The sequence below is a fragment of the Phycisphaeraceae bacterium genome, from assembly GCA_040222855.1.
GTDB lineage: Bacteria > Planctomycetota > Phycisphaerae > Phycisphaerales > Phycisphaeraceae > Mucisphaera.
This window is the reverse complement of the sequence record JAVKCD010000019.1, coordinates 681388-706651: the sequence shown is the minus strand read 5'-3', so window position 1 is coordinate 706651 and position 25264 is coordinate 681388. Positions and strand designations below refer to the sequence as shown.

General features: G+C 58.1%; 17 protein-coding genes, 1 tRNA gene and 1 pseudogene. 10 read left to right on the top strand and 9 right to left on the bottom strand.

Annotation, left to right across the window (positions count from 1 at the left end; genetic code table 11):
- Positions 1-89: 89 nt before the first annotated feature.
- Together RIG82_08130 and RIG82_08125 are read left to right on the top strand one after the other, a co-directional pair.
- Positions 90-180 (top strand) — tRNA-Ser (locus RIG82_08130).
- Between the two features lie 191 nt (positions 181-371).
- The gene (locus RIG82_08125) at positions 372-806 is read left to right on the top strand and encodes a hypothetical protein (protein ID MEQ9460903.1); all 435 of its coding nucleotides are present in this window, start codon (positions 372-374) and stop codon (positions 804-806) included.
- Here the strand turns inward: RIG82_08125 and RIG82_08120 are convergent.
- The 3 genes and pseudogenes from RIG82_08120 to RIG82_08110 form a co-directional block, all read right to left on the bottom strand.
- Positions 798-1933 (bottom strand): annotated as a pseudogene (locus tag RIG82_08120) (IS3 family transposase). The gene RIG82_08125 and the pseudogene RIG82_08120 overlap by 9 nt on opposite strands.
- A 150-nt stretch (positions 1934-2083) precedes the next feature.
- A complete protein-coding gene (locus tag RIG82_08115) occupies positions 2084-2881 on the bottom strand; it encodes a nucleotidyltransferase domain-containing protein (GenBank protein ID MEQ9460902.1) in 798 nt (265 codons plus the stop codon).
- 74 nt (positions 2882-2955) lie between these two features.
- Complete coding sequence (locus RIG82_08110; protein ID MEQ9460901.1) at positions 2956-3747, bottom strand: DDE-type integrase/transposase/recombinase; 792 nt, start codon at positions 3745-3747, stop codon at positions 2956-2958.
- A 798-nt stretch (positions 3748-4545) separates the two neighbouring features.
- Here RIG82_08110 and RIG82_08105 point away from each other — a divergent pair.
- The 8 genes from RIG82_08105 to RIG82_08070 all read left to right on the top strand — a co-directional run bounded on the left by RIG82_08105 (position 4546) and on the right by RIG82_08070 (position 15853).
- A complete protein-coding gene (locus tag RIG82_08105; GenBank protein MEQ9460900.1) occupies positions 4546-5382 on the top strand; it encodes a mechanosensitive ion channel in 837 nt (278 codons plus the stop codon).
- A gap of 1 nt (position 5383) precedes the next feature.
- Positions 5384-6250, top strand: coding sequence for a CBS domain-containing protein (locus RIG82_08100; protein MEQ9460899.1), 867 nt, complete (start codon positions 5384-5386; stop codon positions 6248-6250).
- Positions 6240-7559, top strand: a complete 1320-nt coding sequence (gene mgtE / locus RIG82_08095; GenBank protein ID MEQ9460898.1) for a magnesium transporter — start codon at positions 6240-6242, stop codon at positions 7557-7559. The genes RIG82_08100 and mgtE overlap by 11 nt, the downstream gene beginning before the upstream one ends.
- A gap of 184 nt (positions 7560-7743) precedes the next feature.
- Positions 7744-8739 carry a carbon-nitrogen hydrolase family protein gene (locus tag RIG82_08090; GenBank protein ID MEQ9460897.1) on the top strand — a complete coding sequence of 332 codons (996 nt, stop codon included), beginning with the start codon at positions 7744-7746 and terminating at the stop codon, positions 8737-8739.
- Between the two features lie 71 nt (positions 8740-8810).
- Complete coding sequence (locus RIG82_08085; GenBank protein MEQ9460896.1) at positions 8811-11519, top strand: hypothetical protein; 2709 nt, start codon at positions 8811-8813, stop codon at positions 11517-11519.
- Between the two features lie 4 nt (positions 11520-11523).
- Positions 11524-13071: a biotin carboxylase gene (locus RIG82_08080; GenBank protein MEQ9460895.1), complete on the top strand. Its 1548-nt coding sequence runs from the start codon at positions 11524-11526 to the stop codon at positions 13069-13071.
- 12 nt (positions 13072-13083) lie between these two features.
- Complete coding sequence (locus RIG82_08075) at positions 13084-14046, top strand: C45 family peptidase (GenBank protein ID MEQ9460894.1); 963 nt, start codon at positions 13084-13086, stop codon at positions 14044-14046.
- A 259-nt stretch (positions 14047-14305) separates the two neighbouring features.
- Positions 14306-15853 (top strand): hypothetical protein, encoded by a 1548-nt coding sequence (locus tag RIG82_08070; GenBank protein ID MEQ9460893.1) that lies wholly within the window; start codon positions 14306-14308, stop codon positions 15851-15853.
- 349 nt (positions 15854-16202) lie between these two features.
- Here the strand turns inward: RIG82_08070 and RIG82_08065 are convergent, their stop codons facing one another.
- From RIG82_08065 to RIG82_08040, 6 genes are all read right to left on the bottom strand, one after another.
- On the bottom strand, positions 16203-17282 hold the full coding sequence (locus tag RIG82_08065; protein ID MEQ9460892.1) for a family 16 glycosylhydrolase: 1080 nt from the start codon (positions 17280-17282) through the stop codon (positions 16203-16205).
- Entirely contained in the window at positions 17279-19282 is a 2004-nt protein-coding gene (locus RIG82_08060) for an alkaline phosphatase family protein (protein MEQ9460891.1), read from the bottom strand. Before RIG82_08060 ends, RIG82_08065 begins: the two co-directional genes overlap by 4 nt.
- A 33-nt stretch (positions 19283-19315) precedes the next feature.
- Positions 19316-20464: a PEP-CTERM sorting domain-containing protein gene (locus tag RIG82_08055; GenBank protein MEQ9460890.1), complete on the bottom strand. Its 1149-nt coding sequence runs from the start codon at positions 20462-20464 to the stop codon at positions 19316-19318.
- 94 nt (positions 20465-20558) lie between these two features.
- Positions 20559-21170 carry a PEP-CTERM sorting domain-containing protein gene (locus tag RIG82_08050; GenBank protein ID MEQ9460889.1) on the bottom strand — a complete coding sequence of 204 codons (612 nt, stop codon included), beginning with the start codon at positions 21168-21170 and terminating at the stop codon, positions 20559-20561.
- A gap of 179 nt (positions 21171-21349) precedes the next feature.
- The gene (locus tag RIG82_08045) at positions 21350-24067 is read right to left on the bottom strand and encodes a hypothetical protein (protein ID MEQ9460888.1); all 2718 of its coding nucleotides are present in this window, start codon (positions 24065-24067) and stop codon (positions 21350-21352) included.
- 35 nt (positions 24068-24102) lie between these two features.
- Positions 24103-25245, bottom strand: a complete 1143-nt coding sequence (locus RIG82_08040) for an ROK family protein (GenBank protein MEQ9460887.1) — start codon at positions 25243-25245, stop codon at positions 24103-24105.
- Between the last annotated feature and the right edge of the window lie 19 nt (positions 25246-25264).

Sequence of the window (25264 nt, the reverse complement as noted above, 5' to 3'; positions counted from 1 at the left end):
GGGGTATTTTTGAGTCGAGCGGCGGAGCGGTTATGATGTGCGTTGGCCGGAGACGGCCCCGCTACGCCAGCATGAGTTGGCGACACCCCGGAGAGGTGGCCGAGCGGCTGAAGGCAACGGTTTGCTAAATCGTCGTAGGGGTTCACTCCCCTACCGCGGGTTCGAATCCCGCCCTCTCCGCTTTCACCCGTAAGCTCTTGATTAACAGGGACTTGTGGGTTTTTCTCTGGACTTGTCTCAACGGGTCTCTCGACGCAACTCATCTCGGGATGTTGCTCTTTGTCGCGGGAAATCGTAGCCGATCCGCCCAGCAGAACGCCCAGCAGCTCACCCGTGATTGATTCACCATCAGGGGAGCAAGCCGCTTCATCTTGCCCCAGCGGCATCGGGAGACGCTGGATCGCCTGAGCCATCGCGGCATGGTCGGGATGGGTGTAGCGATCGAGGGTGAGCTTGGAGGTGCTATGCCTCGCCAAGGCCTGAGTCTCTCTGATCTGAAGCCCGCCCCGGCTGAGATTCGTGATGTAGGTGTGTCTCAGGGCGTGGAAGTCCACAACCCGTCCCTTGGCGTCCCTGTACGGGATCTGCGCGTCTTCAAGGTCCGCCTTGATCAGCTTGGAGAGGTTTTCCTTGCGGGGCATGCAGAACACATGCTCACCGGCCAGTCTTTGCCCGAGCAGGGGGGTAAGTTCCTGCAGGATCAGTTCGCGCGTGGGCTGGACTGCCTCTTGGCCGTTCTTGGTGTGACCCGTAGGAATCTTCACAACCTGACCTTCCCCCACGATTCGGCCCACAGTCTACGGTAGACCGAGGTCTTTCTGCAGAGCCGGGCGGAGCGGAGCGGAGCCCGGCTCTGCAATGATGGTTTGGGGTGCGGGTGGTCGGTAGCCCAGGGCCGAGTGAGGTCTGATCGTATTGTAGTGCCGCCGCCACTACTCGATAAGGACCTTCGCTTCCTTGAGCGTGTAGAAGACCTCACCATTGAGCAGCTCATTTCTTAGCTTGCCGTTGAAGCTCTCGACGTAACCATTCTCCCAAGGGCTGCCCGGCTGGATGAAGAGCGTCTTGACACCTACACGCTTGAGCCAGGCACGCACGGCCTTCGCGGTGAACTCCGGGCCAGGATGTGCTCGGGTACGCCTCGTGTCGCCATCAGCCAAGCCAGCCGCTCAAGGACATCATCGCTTCTGAGCTGGCGCTCCACGTCCAACGCCAGGAACTCGCGGGTGTATTCATCCACGAATCGTCAGCAGTCGGAACAGGCGACCATCATGCGTCCGGGCCTGGACGAAGTCATAGGCCCAGACATGGTCCTTATGCTGGGGCCGAAGGCGGACGCATAACCCGTCGTTGAGCCACAGCCGACCACGCTTGGGCTGCTTCTTGGGCACCTTCAGGCCTTCTCGCTTCCAGATCCGTTCGACTCTCTTATGGTTCACATGCCAGCCCTCTTCTCTGAGCAACGCCGTAATCCTCGGCGTCCCATACCGTCCGTACATGGCCGCCAGCTCCACGATCCGCCGCGTCAGCGGCCCCTCGTCGTCCCGCTCGATGGGCAGGTAACGCTGCACCGCTCGCGGCTGCCTCAGGACCCTGCATGCCCGACGCTCCGACACCTTCAGGTGATCGATCACTTCGCTGATCACTCGGCGACGACGCGTCGGGCTCAGCGTTTTAGCGCCGCGGCCTCGCGAAGAATCGCCTTGTCCAACTCCGACTCAGCCAACAGCTTCTTGAGCCGGGCGTTCTCACGCTCCAGTTCCTTGAACTTCCGGGCCTGATCGACCTTCATCCCCCCGTACTCCCGACGCCAGCGGTAGTAAGTCTGTTCACCCTCCCCCAGCTGCTTGCACGCCTGAGCCACCGTCCGGCCCTGGCCCAGGAGCACATCCGCCTCACGCAGCTTGTTGTGCTTCGCCAGCAGCCATTTCAAGCTGCAAAAGTGATTTTAGGTCTCAAGCGCGGGTACGTCGATCTGTGCTAGCTATTTGGAGAAGAGCGGCGGAACTATGCGTCGGGGCTCAGATGGCGGCGGATGCGCTGTTGTGGCGGGATATCGAGGGGGTCAGCCGCGGCTTGGTTGTTACCAGTCTTCGATGGGTGTCGTGCCGGACATCCAACTCCATTCGATGTCCGTCATGAACCAGGTGTAGGCATCCAGGTCGCTGACCCCACAGTCATGGAAGTCGCGAACTAATTCAAACAGAGCCGTCGCTCGTTCGGGCGAGGGCTGCTCCAACAGTTCGTTGAAGTGGTTCATGAACTCCGCAGGCTTGTTCGGCGCTGCTTCGAGGGTCGCGACCAGCCACTTGTGATAAGGAAAGAGTTCTCGGTTGTGGGCCAGTATCAGGCGACCCGCGAAGAGCGCCAATTGACTGGAGGCACGGTTGAGTACGTATCGATTGCCATGACGGTGTGCCTCGTGGTACAGCCAATTCTGGATGAATGCCATGCTGTAGAAAGCCTTGATGCGTTCATCGTGCCCCTTCTCGGGGTAGACCGGGATGCTACGCAGAAGTGGATCGAGTTCCGGAATCTGCGAGAAGGCCGCGAAGGCTCCGAGGAAGGCCGCTCGTGAGGGCTCGTTGCCCTTCTCGGCGACGTTCTTGAGAAACCTGAGGTTGATGATCTTGCCGTCGACGTATCCGCCACCGTAGTCACTCAGATCGGTCCGATTGATAAACAGATCACGCGCTGCCTTGCGTCGGTCGAAGACCTCGTCGGTCGCGACGATCATGAAGTCGACATCGGAATCGGCTCGGGCAAATCCCTTAGCGACTGAGCCACCGATGATCAGTGCGACATAATCGGGGTCGTCTCGATATGCGTCGGCCAGCCGGTCGATGGCACGCTGATGGTGGTCTCGGATATGAATGTTCATCGCCGGAAACTAACCGAAAGAACGGGGCTCAGGGGTGCGCCAGCAGATTATGGCGCTCCTCCGAGTCGCCTTTGTTAGGCCACTGAACGGATCTTTGGGGTTACCTCGATCACTGGATAGAGCAATCGCGGGTCACCACGCACATTCTTTCGTTTGACCTTGATCTCTGGCTGAATGTCACCTCCTTCCGTGTATCGAAGTGGAGCCGGAGGTGAGGCTCCGAGGGCCGCTTCATGAGGTGTCAACCAACCCAACGCCGCATGCGGCCTGAAGCGATTGTGCCAGGTGGCGTAGGCGTTCAGGCGCTTCTGAATCGCCTCAGTGTTGGGAATGATCAAGGACACCCGCCACCACCTCTTCATGCTCCAGAAGAGTCTCTCAACCTTGGCGTTGAACTGCCAAGTCTGAGCACGCCCGCGAGCATGTTCGATCCCTCTTCGCCCAAGTTCGTGTCTGAAGCTCTTCTGGAACTGACCGCCTCGATCGGTCACGAGGTATCGAGGCCCACCCGTGGACCTCGATACCTCGTCAATCAGTGCCACCATCTGTGGTGTGGTAGGGCTGGCCTTGAACAGCTTGATCGCGATGATCTTCCTGCTGAAGCCATCGAGGATCGCGGCGATCTCGAACCGCAGCCACAAAACCCGCAGCACCGTCAGGTCCAGGTGCCAGACATGATTGGGGCCGGGCGGCTTGAAGAAGTGCTCAGGGGCCCTTCTCCCTTCGGACTGACCCGAGGCGCAGCGGACTGAACGTGGCGGCCGCTGCTCTTCGAGATCCGCCGCACCGACGTGTCGCTGATCCGGACCCCGGCGCGCAGGAGATGACGGGCGATCGTCCGGGTCCCGAAGTCGCGTTCCGGGCACAGTGTTCGGATCTCATGAACCAGCCATCGTACCCCGGCGTGCAGCTTGTTCCAGGGCGGAGAACCCACCAAATCCTTGGAACGACGCTTGTCCACCAGGGCTCGCTTCCAGCTGCGGACGGTGTTGGGGCGCGCGGCCGTCTCCTTGGCAGACCAGCCTCGCAGACGCATCAGCTGGAGGATCTCGGCACGTTCTTTTGGGGTGTAATGAAGACGCTGTTTAGCCGGCTTGTTCTGCCGATGGCTCCGGAAGATGGCGAGCTCGCGCTCGAGAAGGACAGAGTCTGATATAGGTATGATCGCGCTGTGCCTGAACTTGGGTCATTGATGAGGGATACCCAGCGCTAGCGCTCGCGCTCTCGATGCCATGTAGGCCTGCGTGAATAACACGGATATGGCATCAATTAGGATCCAGATCGAGCGCTGTTGCGTTTGAGACATCCTCTTCTCCTCCGATGTCCGGGTCAGAAGCCACGGACATCGGCAAGAAAAGACATATGAGGTACTTAGCTCGTAACCACCCTGCTCCAAACCGGACACATCGGACATCACTTAAGCCTCAACAAGCCCACCACAATCTCCTGGACCACGGCGGTGGGGATCCAGCAAACTGGATCTCGAGAGAACTCTACCCAGATTGAATATCAATTATAGATGCAAGCGGGAGACGCTGATCTGGCTACGTGAGGTTCAGAGACTCATCGACATATCTCGGATCGACCCCCGCTCGGCTCAAAATCCATCTACATGGTAAGGTCAAACCGAGGGCTGTCGTCGAATAGATCAAGGAGTCAGGTTGATGGTGCTTGCTCAAGTCACTTTACTGGAAGACCTCACCATCTCGGTGATGCGTGTCTTTGAGAGTTTTATCGCGTATACGCCGAAGCTTCTTGCTGCGCTGTTGCTGATCTTGATTGGGCTGCTCACGGCCTTCGTGCTTCGCTTTCTGGTTCGTCGTCTTATCAACTATGCACTGGGCCAGCTCAAGCGTCATGTGGATATGAGCTCCAGCGTTCAGTTGCATCCGATCTATCAGTCACTACCCAAGATCGTCAGTGGTATCCTATTTTGGATCGTCTTGCTGTTCTTTCTTGCGGCGGGGATCGAAGCTCTTGGTCTGGATGCTGTATCTGCTTTGTTTGGCAGCATCACGATCTACCTGCCTCGGGTGCTGGGCGTTGCGATGATCATCTTCGCTGGCTTGATCCTGGGAGACATGGCCCGGGTCTGGGTCACCAAGATCGCTGAGCACTCGCGTAGCGGGCTTTCTGAGACACTTGGCAGGGCCACGCAGGTGGTCATCTGGCTGGTCGCGCTTCTGATGTCTATTGATCAACTAGGCATCCACAGCGGTGTGATCTTCGTCTTACTGGCGATCGTCGGGGGGTCCTTGTTTGGTGCTGGGGCCTTAGCGTTCGGGCTTGGGGCGCAGTCTACGGTCAGTAACATCATTGCCGCTCACTATGTTCATCAGACTTATCAAGTCGGCAACCATGTACGGATTGGTGAACGGCAAGGGTGCATCACCGAGATCACCCGAGTCGCGATTGTGCTTGCTACGGATGAAGGGCGGCTGGTCGTTCCTGCGTGCCATTTTCACCAGAGTGTCTCGCTCATGATGGATGAGGGCGGCTGAAGTGACGACAAAGCTACGCCTCGCACATACGTTTCTTGAGCTTCATCCCGAGGATTCGGCTCGCATCCTGGAAGGGTTCTCTGTCGAGCATGGGGCAGAGGCGCTTGCAGGCTGCGGTCCCGTGATTGCAGCGGGTGTTATCCAGAGGATGTTGCCCGGCATTGCTGCGGGCTATCTGGATGAGCTGCCGTCTTCTGAATCGAGTTCCATTCTTACTCATGTGCCCATTGAAGTGACTGCCATGATTGCTCGGCACTGGGCGCCTGACCGGCAGTCTGAGGTTCTTTCTGGCCTGCAGCCTCAGACCGCTGATGCCCTGCGTCTGATGCTTAGCACCCCGCAGGGGACGATTGGTTCGTTGATGGACCCTCTTGCTTTTACCTTGCCAGCAGACATCACCGTCGCCGAGGCTCGTCAGCGGGTTGAGCAAGCCGGGGATCGGGTCCTGTACTACCTGTACATTGTGGATCGTCAGCACAAGCTTGTGGGTGTCTTGAATCTGCGTGAGTTCATCATGGCAGCGTCAGATATTCAGCTCTCGTCAATCATGAATAAGATGGTCTTGAGTCTCAAGGCCAGCGCTTCGATCGAAGAGTTTGCGGGAACTTCGGAGTGCAAGCGGTATCTTTCTTTTCCTGTCTTGGACAAGAACGGGACTTTTATGGGTGTTCTCTCGACGCGAGTGCTGCACAAGGCAGTTGGGGAAGAGCAGCAAGGGCTTAAGAAGCGTGGAACGGTCGATACGGCTGTGGCTTTGGGTGAGTTGTACTGGGTCACCCTGAGTGGCTTACTTTCTGGTGTTCAGATGCCGGCGTCTGGGTCTCAATCGGCGTCCAAGTTATCAACGGAGTCATCAGATGGTCGCTAATCACCATGCTATCGAAGATGCTCTGGCCCAGCGGTTCTTTACCCTCTATCCCGATGAGGCTGCTCGGCATCTGGATGGCGCGCCTGCTGCAGACGCGGCTGAACTGTTATCTGCACAGAGTGACCGGTGCGCGGCGACGGTGATCTCTCGCATGGACCCGGAGTTGGCTTCACAATGTATTGAGGATATGGATCACGACTTCACCGGTCGTATTCTTCCGATGGTTGAAGTGACTCATCTCGCTGCTTTAATGGCCCGGCTCACGCCAGAAGTTCGAGAGCGTCAGCTATCAAGCCTCGACCCTGGGCTGAGTGAAGAAGTACGCCAGTTGATGTCATACCCGGACGGCACCGCTGGGCATCTGATGGACCCAAAGGTGTATAGCTTTCGACCCGATATCACTGTCGAGGAAGTGCTTGAGCGGTTGCACAGCCTGAGGCAGCGGCGAATCCTTGACCTCTTTCTCGTCAACGAGCAGGGCCAGTTGGTCGGCGCGGTCCCGCTCCCGGAAGTGGTCATGGCGGAGTCGGATCAGCCGCTCGCGGAACTGGTGAAGGGCCCGGCGCCGAGCATCCAAGCGCTGGCCCCGCAAGACGAGGTGGTTGAGGCTCTGGACCAATCCAGGCTGACAAATCTTCCTGTCGTTGATATCAACGGTAAACTCATCGGGGTCATTCGGCAGACCACGCTGGTTCAGACCGTTGCTGAAGAAGCGAGCGCCGGTCTCCAGACGATGGTCGGTGTCAGCAAGGAAGAGCGGGCTCTATCGAGTCCGATTTTTGCTGTACGCAAGCGGCTTGTGTGGCTGAACATCAATCTGCTCACGGCGTTTCTCGCCGCTGCTGTCGTCGGTTTATTCGAGAACACCATTGCCGAGGTGACCGCCTTGGCTGTTCTGCTGCCTGTGGTCGCTGGCCAATCGGGCAACACCGGTGCCCAGGCATTGGCTGTCACCATGCGTGGGCTTGCGCTTCGTGAGATCCGGGTTCGTCATTGGGCGCAAGTGATGCTTAAGGAACTGACCGCAGGCACCATCAATGGCATTGCTATCGCGATTGTCACGATGATTGGTGTCTATGTATGGAGTCAGTCTCTATCTCTGTGTGCCGTGATTGGTCTGGCCATGGTGATCTCCATGGCGATCGCCGCGATTGCGGGTACGGCGGTTCCGATCGTCCTCACGATTCTTCGCCAGGACCCGGCACAGTCTTCCTCGATCATTCTCACCACGGTGACGGATGTCGTGGGGTTCTTCAGTTTCCTGGGGCTCGCCACGCTCTTCATTAACGCTCTTGTCAGCACCGGGTAATCGCGCCCTCTGGCAGGCCGCGATGCGCGAGGGCGGTTGTTTCCCGTATAATGTACGGATGGGGAGAACATAACCGGTTGGGCGGGCCAACAACGTGCATGAAAAACCCGATTCATTCCCTGAGAATGTAATCATATCTACAGTCATGAGCCGTGATCAGGCTCAGCTATGAGAAAGACAAGCGATGCGACCCTACGCTGTTGCGGGACTCCAGCTTCATGTGTCAGGCCGGAAGTCGAATCTTGATCACATCTGTGACCGGATTGAGATGCTCATGCTTCTGTATCCGTGGGTGCAGATGGTGGTCGTGAGTGAACTCGCGACCTTCGGCGGCTGGACCGGGAACGCGATGCAGTTCCCCAACGATATCGAGAAACGCTACTGCCAACTCGCCGCCAAGCATCAGATCTGGCTGATCCCCGGTTCTCTCTATGAGAACACGCCAAGCGGCATCTACAACATGGCGCCTGTCATCAATCCTGAAGGGCATGTCGTCACGCGATGCCGCAAGCTGTTTCCTTTCATGCCTTATGAGACGGGCGTCGAATCGGGGACCGAGTTCTGTGTTTTTGATGTTCCGGAGATTGGCCGGTTTGGTGTGAGTATCTGCTACGACATGTGGCTCCCTGAGACATCACGAACGCTCGCGGCCATGGGTGCTGAAGTGATTCTGCATCCGACGCTGACGCCGAGCATCGACCGTGATGTGGAGCTATCTATCGTTCGCGCCACCGCTGCGATGAACCAATGCTTTGTGATCGACATCAATGGTATTGGTGATGGCGGCAATGGACGATCGACGCTGGTCTCTCCCACGGGCGATGTGCTTTATCAGGCAGGCACCAACGAGGAAAGTATGCCGATCGAGATTGATCTCGATCGCGTCCGCCGTTCACGCGAAGTCGGGCTCAAGGGTCTTGGCCAGCCGCTCAAGAGCTTCCGTGATCGTAAGGTAGAGTTCACTGTTTATGACAAAGCCTCTGGTGTGGCGTCATACCTCGATACGCTTGGTCCACTAGAGAAGATGGCGAGGGGGTCTAAAGCAGGCCTGGCCTTTGGTGGCTCGCCTCCGCCAATCATCCCCGCTGCTGACGATCTCTCAGCCTCCAGTCCGGCATCTGCCATCCCCGCGCCAGTTGCCACACCTCCTACAACTCCTCCATCGGCGGGTGCTCTATGAGCGATCCTTCTCGTGCGATCGATTTGTCCGACGCGGAGTCATGGGGGCCCTATTCAGTCCCTCAGCTCAGGATGGACACCTGGAATGACTTTCAGACTCGATCTGCTTGGCTTAATGAGTTTGCTCGGTCCAGCCGTGATAGCGCTGAGCCCAAAGGGTTGGTTCAAGCCAGCCTGAACGACCTGAGAGAGTTTGAGGCTTATTGGGCCTTTCCCGGTTTACACCGTCTTGAGGCTCTTGGTGAGCTTCTTGAACAAGGCGAATACGCAGATCTCGCGATCGAAGCCAGAGACTTAACCCGGCAACTCGTCGGCGACACCTACCGACTTCATGAGCCGACCGGTGGCAAGGCAAACCTTCGTGGGCGTGATCCTCGCGACAGGTCAACTGATGCTGCATCTTTAGAGGGCAAACCATACTTCGAGGTCTTGGTCGTTGATGGCATCGATGCTTACGACCGCGAGCAACTTCAGGAAGGCTTGCGTTCCTGCCGGCGTGAGACCGATGATTTCATCTACGAGATCATCACAGTCCCGACGCTGGAGGATGCGGTCATCGCAGTCCAGTTCAACTGGACCATCCAGGCGGTCTTCCTCCGGTACAACTATTCATTCAAGACACCGCGCGAACATCCTTCTCTGCGACGTTATCTCGACGTCATGGCTCGCGAGCCCATGCCGGTTTGCTTTGGCCTAGAGCGTAGTGCAGAACTCGGGAAGCTTCTTCACAAGGTCCGTCCGGAGCTCGATCTGTTCCTGGTGACCGACGCACCGTTGAGCCGTGTGGCTGGCAACGCCGGAAGCGAGTTTAGACGGGTTTTTTACAGGCTCGATCAGTACATGGAACAGCACTTGAGCCTACTCAAGTGGGTCCATGCGAGGTACGAGACGCCCTTTTTCGATGCCCTGCGACGTTTCAGTGCCAAGCCCACAGGCGTCTTTCACGCGTTACCAATAGCTCGTGGCAAGTCGATGAGCAGCGGGCACTGGACCCGCGACCTGCTCGAGTTCTACGGGCCCAATATCTTCATGGCTGAAACCTCGGCGACCAGCGGGGGTCTCGACTCGCTGCTGCAACCCCGAGGGCCCATCAAGAAAGCTCAGAACCTCGCGGCGCGTGCTTTTGGGGCCAGAGAGACATTTTTCGTTACCAATGGGACTTCGACTGCGAACAAGATCGTTTCACAGGCTCTGATACAGCCGGGTGATATTGTGTTGATCGATCGTGACTGTCATAAATCACATCATTACGCGATGGTTCTGGCGGGGGCGATGCCGGTCTATCTGGACTCGTTCGCGCTGCCGCAGTACTCGATGTACGGCGCGGTTCCACTGGCTGAGATTGAACGACAGCTTCTCGATCTCAAGCAGGCCGGTAAGCTCGATCGCGTCCGGATGCTCATCCTGACCAACTGCACTTTTGATGGGATCACCTACGACCCGCAGAAGGTGATGGAAAGGGTACTGGCAATCAAGCCAGACATGATCTTTCTCTGGGATGAGGCGTGGTTCGCTTATGGGCGATTCAGCCCGACGCTCCGCCGTCGCACAGCCATGGATGCCGCCGCTTCTCTCAGAGAACGCTTCCGATCCCAATCGTATCGAGATGCATACACGGCCGCTTCTGCAGAATCCGGCAGTCACAACGGGCGAGAAGCGACTGGTGAGGATTCAACGCAGCCACTCGTCGATCCTGACTTGGTTCGTGTTCGCGTTTATGCCACACATTCGACTCATAAAACATTGACCTCGCTTCGGCAGGGCTCCATGATTCATGTCTTCGATGAAGACTTCGAGCAGAAAGTCACGGATTCGTTCGACGAAGCGTTTATGACGCACACGTCAACATCACCGAACTACCAGATCATCGCTTCACTGGATGCTGGCAGACGCCAGGTTGAGCTCGAGGGGTTCGAGATGGTCGAACAGACCATCGGCCTCGCGATGACCCTCCGCCAGCAAATCAGCGAGCACCCAGATCTCAGAAGATTCTTCTCGGTTTTACGGCCCAAGGATATGATTCCAACAGAGCACCGCAGGTCGGGCGTTCAGTTTTACTATGACTCGAAACGAGGGTGGGGATCGCTCGACGAGGCTTACTACACCGATGAGTTCACACTCGATCCGACCAGGGTCACGCTGTACATCGGGGCAACCGGGATGGATGGCGACACCTTCCGTCACCTGCTGATGGATAAGTATGATATTCAGATCAACAAGACATCCCGGAACACCGTCTTGTTCATGCCCAATATTGGGACCACACGCGGGGACATTGCTTATCTGGTGGATGTGCTCGTAGAGATATCTCAGGATATAGCAGACCGTCTGTCGCTTGAGAGTAGTAATGGTTTATCGAGACATTCAGCCAAAGTAGATTCACTGACCGACGGCCCCCCCTTGCCGAACTTTTCAAGATTTCACCCTGTTTTTAAGCCGGATGAGCTGCCGACGGCTGAGGGAGACCTTCGCAAGGCGTACTTCCTGGCCTATGACGAAAAGAACATTGATCTAGTTGAGCTAAATCGTTCTTTACTCGACCGGATCAGGTCTGGTCGTGAGTATGTATCGGCTGCCTTCATCACACCCTATCCTCCGGGATTCCCGGTCTTAGTGCCCGGCCAGGTGGTCAGTGAAGATATTATCGCTTATTTACTGGAACTCGACGTCAAAGAGATCCACGGCTATACCCCAACGAAGGGTCTTCGGGTGTTCTCCGATGAGATCATCGACGCTTCAGCAAAACAAACCAAGACGAGCGTCAAGCTCGAAAGGATGTAACAGCATGGGAGGGACCCGCCCTAAGACCAAGATTGATCGTGAAGTTCAGCATGCTAATACGGCAAGACCGCTAACCACCGATCGTCCGGCTGGTAAGAAACCCAAGGCCCTGCGTGGCGTATCCGACGTCCGCCGATTTTTCTATCGCAACACGGAGCCGGTCTACTTCATCAGCGCGACGCCCTTCAATCTGCTGGGTATGGACGAGTGGGTCCGCGGCTTCATGTTCATCAACGCAATTGATTGCTTTGATGGTCAGCACCCGAGCGTGTTCGTGCCACCCGAGCTCGAACACGAGCCATGGGAATCGATTGAAGACATCAACAACTACCTGCTTTCGCACCCTGCTGTGATCGACCTGATCCGTAAAAGAGGCCCAGGCGGGAAAGCTGTCTTTCTGATGTTTGACCAGAAGACTGAAGAACTCTGCCGTGATCTCGGTCTTGAGGTCTGCTTCCCGGAAGCCGCCCTTAGAACCCGAATCGATGACAAGATGGAGACAACACGGATCGCCGATCGAGCAGGCGTCCACTCCGTACCTAATGTTCTTGGTCGTGTAGATTCTTTCAAAGCACTACGAAAGCTGAGCCAGCCACTCGGCGATGATCTGGTTATCCAGACCGCGTACGGCGACTCAGGACATACAACCTTCTTCGTGTCGAATGAGATGGAGTTCGAGCGCCACGCTGAAGAGATCGTGAAAGCTCCTGAAGTCAAGATTATGAAGCGCATCCGCTGCCGGGGGGCTGCTCTCGAAGCCTGCGTGACACGTCGCGGCACGATTGTCGGGCCACTCATGACCGAGCTGGTGGGTTTCAAAGAACTCACACCCTACAAGGGCGGCTGGTGCGGCAACGAGGTCTTTGCAGGGGCTTTCAGCGCTGAAGTCAGAAGCCATGCCCGCGAATCCGCCATGAAGTTTGGTGACGAGCTTAAGAAAGAGGGCTACCTGGGCTACTTCGAGTTGGATTTCCTGATCGATCTTGATTCCGACGAGGTCTATCTTGGTGAGTGCAATCCGCGGATTACCGGGGCGAGTTCGATGACGAATCTTGCATCATTCGCTCACGCCGATGCCCCACTATTTTTGTTTCACCTCATCGAATGGATGGGCATCAACTACCATGTTGACCCTGCCAAACTCAGCAATCGATGGGCAAACCCAGACAATATCGATTCCTGGTCTCAGCTCGTCATGAAACATACCGGTGATGACATTAAACGAATTACTTCAGCGCCTCCCTCAGGCGTATGGGAGCTGGATGATCACGGCGGAATTCGGCACGTTCGGATGCAGACGCATCGTCGAACCGTCCAGCACGAAAACAGAGCGTTTTTTCTCCGTATCTCCGGAAACGGCGACTACTTCTATGAAGGCGCAGACCTGGGGATCCTCGTCAGTCCCGGCCGCTTCATGGATAACGACTTCCAGCTCACTGACCGAGCAAAAGCCTGGATTAAGGGCATCAACTCGTTGTACACGGGTGACCCCGTCCCCAAGATAGAGCACGCCAGAATTGGTATTGAAGACAGCTCTTTCAAGCTTCTCTAGGGGCAGTCAACTGTGCAGCTCGACTTTCGTGTCGTAACAGATAGCCCGTCGAGCAGTCAGCTAGAAAACATCTTCGCTACCTACTGGCCCGCTTACCAGAAATGGATGCAGCGATCTTCCGTGGATGACGGCCAACACGGTCGCCTGCAACTTCACCGGCATATGCCAGAACTGATCAAACTCTACGATCATCTTCATGAGCGATTCGGGGGAACTATAGAGGTCCAGAGATTCCTGTCAATGTACAATCCGCCTCCGGTCGTTCGCGCTTGTACACAGCTGGTCCTGTCAGATGACACGGGACCGATCCTGCTACGAAGCTACGATCATCACCCTAATCTTTTCGATCGATTGGTCCTAAATAGCGAATGGAGTGGAACTTCGACACTCGCCATGTCGGATTGTCTCTGGGGCGCACTCGACGGCATCAACGAACATGGCCTTGCGATCGCACTGGCGTTTGGTGGCCGACAGGCGTGTGGTGATGGGTTTTCAGCATCTCTGATTTGCAGATACGTGATTCAGACCTGCAAGACGGTCACCGAGGCGAAGAGTGCCCTAAAACGGCTGCCTGTTTACATGCCTTATACCTTTGTTGTCGTTGATGCATCTGGTGACTTTATCACCGCTTTCATGGGGCCAGACCGGCCAGCCAGATTTGTGGCCAGGCGGGCATCAGCCAATCAGCAAGGAGCGGTTGAGTGGCCTGCGTATGCACAGTTTGTTGAGAGTGAAGCTCGCCTGCGATGCGCGGAATCACTCCTGGAATCGACTCAAACTATAGATAGTGCCCGCCGCGCCTTCCTGGTGCCACCAGTATGGCGGGGCAACTACGCCAAAGCGAGCGGAACGCTTTATGTCGCCGAGTATTCAGCGGCTACGAGAAGTCTCCGCCTACACTGGCCAACACAATCGGAACAGTTCTCTATCAGCAACACACGCGACCGATATTTCTCGGTTCAACTGGCTGATTGAATCTTCTGATTAAGCCATGCTTCAACGACCAGACGATATTCATGACTGTCAAGTAGAGTATGTGTTTTATCTTACCACCTTGGCTCTGGCTGTATAAACGAGACGACCTGTGCCGATACGCAGAATCAGTATCTGTGATCGTCGCGGTGGTGTCGTATTGTCCGAGCATCTAGCGAGACTTAGCCTGTGATCTGGGTCTTGTGGATATGTGTCGTCTCCCTGCGAATCAGGACACTCTAGACCTGTTACTGTAGCTGGCATGAAGATGACGGATAGCGCAGACAAGCAACACATACCAAACACGCGGCGCGATCTACGGCTACTAGCTATTGATCATATCTTTAGCCAGTCAATGGTCGTCCTGACAGGCGGTGCCTTTATGGTTGGGCTCGTCCTCGCTATGGGTGGCGACAAGTGGACAATCGGAATTATTGCAGCAATCGGACCGCTCTGCCAGATGGCGCAGATCCCCGCGATCTATCTTGTTCAGACACTGCGTCGCAGACGCCTAATTACCGTTGCCGGAGCGTGGATAGCAAGACTCTTGTTTCTCTTGGTGGCCTTGATCCCGTGGATACTGCCTACAACACTACAAATTCCAGCACTACTACTGATCATTGTTGCTCACTGCCTGCTCGCATCCATCAGCGGTTGTGCCTACGGCAGTTGGATGCGTGACGTCGTTCCAGAACGTGTCCTTGGACGGCACATGGGCAAACGCCTTGCGGTCGCGATCGGTGTAGGCGCGGTATTGAGCTTGGTTGTTGCTATCGCCGCCGGTCTGGATGTAACAACGAAGGCACTTGGGCCCATCCTTCCGTACTCGCTAATATTCGCATTGGCTGGAGTACTCGGCGTGATCGGGACCTACCATCTTGGTGGTGTGCACGATCCTGGGTTGCCCAAGATGCCACTGGCTAGCCCTTGGGCACTAATTCAACGCCCATTGATGAGCCGATCGTTCAGGATGGTTCTCATCTTTATGGGCACGTGGGCGTTTGCACAGAATCTGGCATTGCCCTTCTTCGCTGTTTATATGTTTGAGAGACTTGGATTAAGTCTGGGTGTTGTCGTTGGCTTGACTGTCATGACACAACTAATCAACGTCGCCCTATTTCCGATCTGGGGAGCTCTTGCAGATCGCTTTAGTAATAAGGCAGTCATTGGAGCATCGGGTCTTGTCTTGGTGATCTCTTTTCTATTCTGGCCCATCATGACGCTTGATGCTGCGCCGCTGACGGGGGGAGAGGCCCCGGGAGGAGTGGCAACCGGTTTCTACTGGGCAACGTGGCCTCTGCTGATCATCGCACATGTCGTCCTAGGCGTCGCAACCTCGGGTGTTGCTCTAGCGGCAGGTAATCTTGCGCTGAAGGCGGCTCCGCGTGGAGAGGCAACAGCCTTCCTGGCAACCAATGCATTGGTGACCGGCTTGGGTGCCGCGATCTCGCCATTGCTCGCTGGATTTCTTGGTGATTACTTCACAGGACGCGTGCTACGTGTAAGCCTGACCTGGTTCGAAACGTCGCTAACTGAGCCGCTGAATCTACCGGCATTTGATCTTCGCGGTCTGGATTTTCTATTCGTGATCGCTTTCTTTGCTGGACTTTACGCACTTCACCGGTTGACTGCTGTAACAGAAAAAGGGGAGGTAGAGGAGGCGGTCGTCTTCGCAGAGCTAAAAATCGCTCTTCGACGATCAGTGTTCTCAGTGGTCGGCCCAAGCGGTGGCGTCACCCGGTTGGTGACGATTCCTACCGGCGCTGCAATCAGAACAGCCCAACGACTCTCGAAGGGGCTCGGTCGCTAGTCTGGCTATTTCGTCGTCTTCGGAACCCATGCCCACAGTGCCTTGGGCAACCTGGCCCCAGCGAGTTCGCTTCAACCGGCCAGGTATGCCTGGCCGGTTGAAGGCCCCGATTCTTGCATCAGAAACTGGGTGCGGGTCACTGAGGACGGGAGCAGCGCACTCCGCCAACCGACCTTTGTTAGACACTGAACAGACTTTTGCGATTACCTGCATCACTGAATAGAGCAATCGTGGATCGCCACGCACATTCTGCCGCTTAACCTGAATCTCGGGTTCTGGATCACCCCCTTCCGTGTCGCGAAGAGGTTAGGGGAACTGACGTTCCGCGAAGTGCAGGCCAGTTGATGGTTTACGGCCTGAGGGCACGGCGGGCGGTGGTGGCAAGCGCAAGGAGGCTTAGGGTCAGAGTTCCTGGTTCTGGGAGGTCGGCGGTGGTTTGGCCAAAGTTTGAGGCGAGCAGGGACAGGTCGACGAGATTGACCTCGCCTTCGCCAGAGAAGTCGCCGAGGGACCATGCGGCTTCTGTGGAGCCGAAGTTGGAGGCGAGGATACTCAGGTCAGTGAGGTTGACTTGGCCGTCGCCGGTGGCGTCGCCGGGGATGATGTTCGCAAGAGGTGTGATGGCGACCCGGTCGATTTCGAGGGTTCGGGTGACGAAATCGGGCTGGCCGGCCCAGTTGAAGGGGAACCACATACCGACGGTGAATCGGCCGGGGATGGTAGGGATGAACTCCCGGCTGGTGTAGTGGTGGACACCATCGACGTAGAACTCGACACGTGGGTTGGCGACGCCTTCGCCAGCGAACCAGTCGAAGCGGTAGGTATGGAAGCCGCCGAGGTCCTGGGGGGCGGGGTCGCCTTCTTCATCGATGATGCTGACACGTTGGAGGTTGGCTTGTGAGGGGATTTCGCCAAGCCAGGTGTTCATGGTGGTGTAGTCGGAGCGGAAGCCGGTGGGCGAGGCGGTTTGGCGGTTGAGGAGTTCGATATCGATCTCGTGGTTGATGACGTCGCCGCCGTTGAAGTTGTAGAAGAAGGTCCACATCGCGGTCGTGACACCGTCTTCAAAGACAGGTTTCATGCGGACTTCGAAGCGTCCGGGTCCCTGGGGTTCGCGGGTTCGGATCGCGCCGCCTGATCTGCGGCCATGGTCTTCTCGGTAGCCGTTGGCGTTCCAGCCGCGTTTGGGGCCGGTGTAGAGGTCGCCATTACCATCGATGGAGACGATCCCGTTGGCGATGGAGACGTTCTCGGGGATGACGCCGCCGTTGCGGCCGGTCCCGCCCCATTGTGCGAGGCGGATTTCCCAGATGCCGGGGTTAATGCTGGAGCCGTTGAAGCCATCCACGATGCTTTGCGCGGCGTCAAGGGGCGCCGTCGAGATCGTCAGGATCGTGGCGGCAATGGCGAGGGGGATTGATGGTTTCATGGTTTGCTTCCAAGGGTGAGGATGGTGCGTCCCATGAGTTCATGTTCCTGAGCTTTTCTTCTGTCACGGTCATTGCACGCGTAAAGTTTAGCCAGCCACTGGTGAGCGATCTTGTTTTCGGGTGCCATACCGAGGCAGACTTCGAGAGCCTGGATCGCGGGGTCGTCCATGCCTGATTCGGCGAGGGCTATGCCGAGGTGGAGATGTGCGGCAGGGTAATGGTGGATGTAGCCGATGGCTTCGAGTGCGTGCTCGATGGCCTTCTCGAACTGCTTGAGGCTGATGTAGGCCTGTGCAAGCCCATCGTGAACAACGGGGCTTTCGCGTTCGAGCTGCAGGCTTTGTTCGAAGATTTCGTGGGCTTGTTCGTGCTGTTTGGTACGGAGGTAGATGCGCCCGAGGGTGTTGAGGATGCGGACGGTGTCGGGTTCGGCATCGTTGGCCTGGAGGACGAGGTCGAGTGCCTGCTGCGTTTGGTTGCGGACGAGATGGATTTCTGCCTGAAGGAGCAGGATGGTCGGTGAATCGGGGTGGTTTTTCTTGAGGACACCTAGCTCGTGCTCGCATATATCAAGTTGTCCGACGACGAGTGCGGTTCGTGCGAGTTGGAATCGGAAGCCTTCTTCCTCGGGGTTTTCCTGGATCAGCTTTTCCCAGATCGGGATGGCTTGGGCGGCGCGGCGGCTGTCGGCGAGGGCTGAGGCCCGGTTGGTCAGCAAGTCGCGCGCTGTGTTACGGACGGCGGTGTTGGCGTCTTCGCCCGGGTCATCGATGTAGCCCAGAGCAACGAGTTGCGCGATGGCTTCAGCGGCGGCGACGGGGTCGTCTTCCTCGGCATTGGGTTCGTGACAAGCGGCGTCGCCCGGGACCTTGTCCCAACTAAAGACACGGTCTGGCGTGACGGGCTGGCTGAAGACCTCAATCCATGGGCGACCATCCATGTCTCCGCCTAGAGGAAGATCGAAGAGCGAGAGGATGGTGGGGGTGACGTCGAGGAGTGTCGCTCCGTAGAGCGTCTCCTGCTTCTTGAAGCTGGGTCCGGATGCAACAACGATGCCAAAGGGTCGGTGCCAGTGCTCGGGGTCTTCTGTGGCATCGGTGCCAAGACGTTCCTGATCATTGAAGAAGCCGTGGTCGCTGACGAGAATGACGTCGGCGTCGGGACCAGCGAGTTGGAGGAGCGTCCCGAGCATCATGTCGTGGAAGCGGTAGCATCCTTCCATGACGGGGCCGTAGATACGGGCATCGCGTTCGTCGATGCCGGGGACGGCGGGCGGGTGGTAGGGCATGAACTGGTGGCCGAAGTGATCAATAGCGTCGTAGTAGATGGCCGCGAAGTCCCAGTCGGTTTCGCGGAGGAGGTGACAGCCGGCGGCGTGGACGGTTGAGGCCTTGGCGACGAGATGGGCGAGCGTCATCAGGCGGCCGTCTTTGCCCTGGTCTATCTCGGCGGCATGTGGGATGAAGGGGACCAGGGCGGCCGCGTCGAGCATTCGCGGGTCGACGCGATAGGGGTTGAGGTCCTCGGCGAGTTCAGCGGGATGGAAGGTACCGGGTCCAGGATCGATTTCGCAATCGAGGACGGCGAGTTGACGGGCGTATTGATCGGTCACGATAGAACCGCGGATGGGTTCGGCGGGGTGGCTGGCGAACCATGAACAGACGGCGCTGGTGAAGCCCTTCTGGTGGAGGATGTTCCAGATGGCCTTGGTGGATCGGCTGGTGCTGGAGACGGGGCGGATGCCGGTGCCATCGGGTCTGGGTTCGGTAAAGCCGCAGATGCCATGCTTGTCGGCACGCTTGCCGGTGGCAATGGATGTCCAGAGCATGGGTGATAGGATCGGGCGGATGGTAGCGAGGTTGCCACGGACTCCACGACCGATCATGCCCGCGAGGTTGGGCATCGCGCCCGCCTGAAGCAGCGGATCGATCATCTGCCAGTCAGCTGCGTCCCAGCCGATCAGCAGCACGCGTTTGCTCTTCGCGGGCGCGTCACTCATACGAACGTGACCTACCTATCGGTCGAGGTGTGCTCAGCGTCGCTTCCGGGTTGCGAGTGCTCCGGCACCGGCAGCCAGCAGAGCCAGCGAGGTGGGCTCGGGGATGGCGGGTGCTGCCGAGAAGCCGAAGTTAGTGGCGAGAAGACTGAGGTCGATGAGGTCGACGATGGTATCTCCACTGAAATCGCCCGATGCCCAGCCGACGCCAGTGGCGTTGAAGTTTGAGGCCAGGGCACTGAGGTCGATGAGATCGACGGTCTGGTCGAGATTGGCATCGCCAGCGACTGTGCCAAGAATCGTGCCGATGAGAAAATCAACATCATCCTGGTCGGAGTCGCTGTCGCCGTCGAGGTCGAGGGCAGGGTCGCCGAGGTCCTGGAAGAGGATGTCGATGTCTGCTGCATCGACGATGCTGTCACCGTTGAAGTCGCCGGGCAGACCAACAGGAATGTCGCCTGTGACCAGCGAGGTGTCGGGGGTGGACTCGTAAGCCCAGCTCTTGAGGATGACCTGCGGCTCGGTATTGCTGTCGAAGACGATGTCGACTTCGAGCCATGCGTAGTGAGTGGTGCTGCCGCCGACGGGGAGGTCCTGTCCAACGCCATCGTTGTCAAGGGAGCCGATCGGATCGTCGGGGATCTCGAACTGGAAGCCGAGGAATCCGCCGGTGTTGATGAAGTTGTAGGGGGTGCCGAAGAGGGCGCGGGCGGCGATGCCGTAGCCGCCTGAGGGTGGCTTGGGGTCTTTGAAGCCGGTTCGGTTGAGTGAGTCGTCGATGGTGGTGCCAGCTGGGAAGGAGCGGGCGTAATAGGTGATGTTGGGGCCTTTGTCGGCTGGCCCGTTGGAGAAGACCCAGTTCTGCTCGACCCATTCGCCGGGGATATCGGAGGGAAGGATGTCCGGGGCGTCAGGGTCATCGATCCGGTCGTAGCCGAAGGCGCGGAACTGGACGTTATTGGAGAAGCTGTTGATGATGACGCGTAGGGCGAGAGCGTCGTCGACGCCGTCACCGTTGAAGTCGATGGCGAAGGTTTCGTCTTCGCCGGGAACGGCGCCGACGGTGATGTCGGGAACGAGATCAGTGTAGACGACCGCAGACTGAGCCGTCTGGCCGGTCCCGAAGGCACCAAGGGTAGCTGCGGTGGTGTAGCCGAGGAGCCTTTTGCCGGTGTACTCATTCATAACGATGCTCCGCCTTTAATTCGTGCGTGGTGTAAGTGGCTTGGGTGGGAAACCTTCACCGGTCCGTCAAGACCGGTGAGGGGTAGAGTTGGTTTTAGGCGGCATCGCGACGGCGGAGGCCGAGTGCACCTGCACCGGCTGCGAGCAGCGCGAGCGAGGTGGGCTCGGGGATAGCGCCAGCGACGATGCCGGTGTCGGGGGTTGACTCGTAGGCATAGCCGGTGACCGTGGCATTGAGCAGGTCAGCGCTGACATCGACCTGGACCCAGCCGTAGTGGGTGTTGCCGTCGATCTCGAAGCTGTACCCGAGGAAGTTGCCCTGGCCGACGAAGTCATAGCCGGCACCGCGATTGGTCATCAGTTTGGCACCGGCCGCGGGGCTGGCGCTGCCGTCGATGAGCGAGCCCGGGGTGAATGATCGGGCGTAGTAGCTGCCCGAGGACGCAAGCGTGCTTGCCGGGGCGAAAGAGCGGGCTGTCAGGTTGACGGAGCTGTTTACGATGGCGCCATCGATGGTGCCGTCGTTATCGAAGTCGATGTTGAAGGCCGACGGTGTGCCGGGATTGGGAACCACGGTCAGGGCGGGCTCCACGGGCGTGTGGATGATGCCTGCTTCGGCGTTCGCCCCAAAGGCAAAAGCACCCATCCCGGCGGCAGCCAAGTAAGCCATCAATCTCTGTTGGTCGTTCTTGTCACGTGTCTTCATCGGTCTCGCCTCCTCAGCGGTGTTAGTGGGTCGTGAATCATTTCAAGGGTTACTGAACATGAGTCAGGAGTCTGTCATGTGAGCTCGCGCGGGCCAGCGACAGCTTGTCTGACCCTGACATTTTGCCGCAGAAGCGGCGTCTTCGCAACTATTTTCTCCGTCAATGAGCTAATAAATTTTCAGGGGTGACACTCAAGGGCTGTTTCGGTCTCGGCAGGGTCGTCGAGGATGGCGATTTTATTGGTTTTTGGGTCGAGATCTTCGTAACTCAGCCACACACGTTGGACGCCAGACAAGGGGTGCTGCTGGCCACTTTTGACCTTGCCATTGATGATTAAGGTTCGAGATTGGCCCGCTCCTCGACGCCAGGTGATTTCCATAGGACGATTCCGGAGGGTGAGGCGGAGGTGGAGCTCTTCGCAGGGTGCCCAGGCTGCTGGTCCTACCCAAAGCCCTTGATTGGTCGGCTCGATGCCAACGGCGTCCCGGATGAGTGTTTTGAGGACGACATTAGAGCTGCCGGTCTGCCAGTCGTTCATGCTTTCGCCGAAGACGCCAGCTTCCTCGATGAGGCTGTAGGAGTTGGGCATGACAAAGGGTGAGTGGGAGATATGCCTGTCGGGCATCGCGAAGGGCAGAATCTTGAGGAGCTGGTTCCAGGCTTCGCGCGGTTGGCCAAGTCGGAAGAGGGCCATGATGCCAAAGGCGGTGGCGTGAACGTAGCAGGCTCCGTTCTCAGCGGTGCCCAGCGGGAGGTTTCCGATACGTCCAGCAGCACGGGTCTCTCTACCGAAACCGGGCGCAAAGGTCTTGAGGCCGAAGGGTCCATCGAGGCGTCGGAAGGCTTCAAGGATGTCGTTGTTGAACTGGGGGTCGTGCTGGGCCATGCCGGAGAGGACCCACATGGCATTGGCGGCAAGTCCATCGCGGGCTTTGCCGTCGAGATCGCGATAGCCGCCTATTTCGTATCCCTGGTTGTGTCCCCAGCCGTGAAGAATGCGGCGGGTGTGATTGTCGGCTTTGGCGATCGCGTTTTGCTTGAGTGCTGTCGCGAGTTGCTCGGCGGCTTGGCGGTAGCGTGATCGGTGTTGATCGCGTTGTGGGTGATCGCTGATCGCCAGGAGCTCGTCCATTTCAAGACAGTTCTGGTAGAGCTGAAGCGTGGCCATGACGCTGACGCCGTTGCCATAGGCTTGGCCGGGCTCGTCGGTGAGGCCGAGTCCGTCGATGGCGTCGTTCCAGTCGCCGTACATAGCGCGGAGGCAGCCGGTGTTGGGGTCGCGATGGTCGAGGAGGTATTCGGCGATACGGATCAGGTGGTCGAGGACGGTATCGACGGTGTCGGTTTTGAGGGCGTAGGGCGGGTCGCTTTCGATCAGCTGGTGGTAGCCGACGAGTTCGCTGAGAACCTGATGATCGCCGGTGGTACGGAGATAGGCGGCCAGGGTGGAGATGACCCAGACGCCTTGGTCGATGAAGGGTCTGGCATCGACTCGACCGGGTCGACCGTTTTTATCCGGGAGGGCGTACTGCCTGAGGCAGCGGCCATCGGGGCCGGTGTAGGCGAGGACTTCCAGAAGTTTGGACCTGGCGGCTTCAGGTCGCCAGAGGAGTTGCGCTTCGATGGCCTGGCAGACATCGCGGACGCCAATAAGCGAACTGTTGCTGACCTGCATGTAGCCACGGATCTCAGCGCAGACATCGACCTGTCGCTTGAGGTGCTCGAAGAAGGCGCGAAACACGGCGTCACTCACGGCACCTTCAAAACCGGTGGTGCTTAGCGAGAGGGTGTCGTGGCGTGTAGTTTCTTCGGATCGGCCTATCGCGAGTTGCTGGTCGGCCTGCGTTGGCTGGATGCGCTGCTTGAGCCATCGGTTGGGCTGATGGGTTTCCTGGGTGACGTTAAGGGTTGTTTCCTGTCGGAATACCCCGGCCACTGGCAGGTGCAGGCGCAGGAGATCGGCGGAGACGGCGGTGTCGGTGAACTCGGTGATTGCTGCCGTGTTCGTGAGAGCCGCTTGTCGAACGGCCTGCGGGGAACGGGCAGATTGCCGAGACCCGCCGACGTAGTTGCTTCTTGAGGTGGTGATGGCTTCGCTGAGGATGTCAGCACCGTTTTGCGACCGGTTGACTCTTGCGATGAGGCCGTAGTTGGCGACGGAGTTTTTGCGGTCGATGTCCTCGTTGACGCGGATCAGCACATGCTTGCTGCCATCGTCAGCGGGGATGATCTCGCCTCGGCGAAACCAGACATCCTCCGAACTGGGGTGGAGCCCGTGTCGGAGAAAGGGGTTGAGATAAGTGGACAGGACGGCGGTGTGATCCCGGCCGGATTCATTCCAGACGGCGGTGCTCCAGCGGATTTCCTCATCCGCGGAGAGAGAAACGCGGACGACGGCGCAGACGCCTGAGACGCGGGTGACGTACCAGGCGCCTTCGGGGGCCAGGACGGCAAACTGGCGTGTCGGCGGAGAGGCGTCCTGATCGAGGGGTATCAGCCGGATGGTTTGTTGGGGTACACCATCTTTACTCAATAAACCAAGAAAGCATGCCGCGAAGGGCTCGCCGCCCTCGGCGGGCTTGAGAAAGTAGGAGAACAGTCCCTTGTTGGCGTGGAGTTCGCCTGAGGCATAGAGCCAGAGGTTGAAGCCTTCGCGGCCCAGCGCATAACGGCTGTCGCCTTGATCGCGGGGCAGTTCGAGGACGTGGGTGTCGTCGATCCGGTACGTCCCGCCGTGAAAGCGTTGGGTCCGGGCGTAGTCCGGATCGAGTTCGAGGCGATTGGCCATCGTGATGAAGTGTTTGGCTTCATGAATCAGCGCGTCGCGCTGGTCGTGTGCATCACCTGGTGGCGAAGGAATCGCGGTGGGGGTGGTTGTTCCTGTGGCTGGGGGCATCGTTGGTTTCATCGGAGATTCTCAACGATTGCGCCTCAGCGCGGCATGAACAGGCGGTCGCTGGGCATCTGGTGTCCCAAGCCGAGCATGACGGCATCGAGCACGCGACAGGAGGCTCCGACGGGCACGCCAAAGGTTGTGTATCGAGAGCCACGGACAACAATGTTACGGCCCTGGATGGGAATGATGCCGGTATTGATGGATTCGGCAATGCGTGCGATGACGGCCTCGTTGGCGAGATCGACGTTGCCACCGATGATCAGGGCCTGCGGGTCGAGAAGGTCGACGACGATGGCCATGGTGCGTGCGAGTCGCGCAGCGATGGTTTCGAGCTCGGGCGTGAGTGGCGCCGAGGGCTCGGCGAGTTGCAGAAGCTGGCTGGCGGTGACGCTTTCGAGTGGGTCGTTATCGAGAAGAGCGTCGATCTCGCCGGAGGCGAAGTGTTGTCCGCGATACATCTTGCCGGCGAGGTAGAGGGCGGACCCGACGCCTGTGAGGGCAAAGCGGTTGCCGGTCTCGATGGCGTTGATGATGAAGAAGACGAAGCTGTTGAGGTCGGTGGCGCAGCCGTCGCGAGCTTCGGCGATGGCGGCGCAGTTGACGTCGTTATCAACGTGCACAGGGACGTTGAGTTTGCTGGCGAGGAGGCTGCCAAGGGGAAAGACCTTGCGTTTGAGCATCGTTGACTGGAGGACCATACCTTCGTCGGGGCTGACGACGCCCGGAACGCCGAGGCCGACGCCGAGGAGGCGGTCCATGGATCGCTCTTCGTTGCAAAAGGCGTGTACCAGGTCAGCGAGGCGGTCTTCGAGGTGTTCGGCGCGGGCGTCGCAAGCAACGCGGTCTTTTTCAATGACGTTGCCAGCGGCGTCCATGACGACGGCGAGGAGTGCTTCGGTTTCGATGCCGACGCCGATCGACCAGCCGACGTGGGGATTGATCTCGAGGAGGACCTGTTTCTTGCCAACGGATTTGGAAGCTCGTTTGCCGACGGTCCGGACGACCTCGTGTTCGAGGAGGTCGCGCATGATGTAGGTGAGCGTGGAGCTGCGGAGGCCGGTGAGCTCGCCGAGCTGCCGGCGTGAGAGCTGCCCATACTCCCGGAGGAGCTGGATGGTGAGCCGGCGGTTATGGATCGCCGTGCTCGAGTGATTGGCTTTGCCCTGGGGTGTGTTCATGGTGAGCGGTGGTTAGCAG

Excerpts from the sequence above, each read along its gene's own strand:
- RIG82_08115 (MEQ9460902.1), bottom strand. The coding sequence starts at position 2,881 with ATGAACATTCATATCCGAGACCACCATCAGCGTGCCATCGACCGGCTG.
- RIG82_08105 (MEQ9460900.1), top strand. The coding sequence starts at position 4,546 with ATGGTGCTTGCTCAAGTCACTTTACTGGAAGACCTCACCATCTCGGTG.
- mgtE (MEQ9460898.1), top strand. The coding sequence starts at position 6,240 with ATGGTCGCTAATCACCATGCTATCGAAGATGCTCTGGCCCAGCGGTTC.
- RIG82_08090 (MEQ9460897.1), top strand. The coding sequence starts at position 7,744 with ATGCGACCCTACGCTGTTGCGGGACTCCAGCTTCATGTGTCAGGCCGG.
- RIG82_08085 (MEQ9460896.1), top strand. The coding sequence starts at position 8,811 with ATGGACACCTGGAATGACTTTCAGACTCGATCTGCTTGGCTTAATGAG.
- RIG82_08080 (MEQ9460895.1), top strand. The coding sequence starts at position 11,524 with ATGGGAGGGACCCGCCCTAAGACCAAGATTGATCGTGAAGTTCAGCAT.
- RIG82_08070 (MEQ9460893.1), top strand. The coding sequence starts at position 14,306 with ATGAAGATGACGGATAGCGCAGACAAGCAACACATACCAAACACGCGG.
- RIG82_08065 (MEQ9460892.1), bottom strand. The coding sequence starts at position 17,282 with ATGAAACCATCAATCCCCCTCGCCATTGCCGCCACGATCCTGACGATC.
- RIG82_08060 (MEQ9460891.1), bottom strand. The coding sequence starts at position 19,282 with ATGAGTGACGCGCCCGCGAAGAGCAAACGCGTGCTGCTGATCGGCTGG.
- RIG82_08055 (MEQ9460890.1), bottom strand. The coding sequence starts at position 20,464 with ATGAATGAGTACACCGGCAAAAGGCTCCTCGGCTACACCACCGCAGCT.
- RIG82_08050 (MEQ9460889.1), bottom strand. The coding sequence starts at position 21,170 with ATGAAGACACGTGACAAGAACGACCAACAGAGATTGATGGCTTACTTG.
- RIG82_08045 (MEQ9460888.1), bottom strand. The coding sequence starts at position 24,067 with ATGCCCCCAGCCACAGGAACAACCACCCCCACCGCGATTCCTTCGCCA.
- RIG82_08040 (MEQ9460887.1), bottom strand. The coding sequence starts at position 25,245 with ATGAACACACCCCAGGGCAAAGCCAATCACTCGAGCACGGCGATCCAT.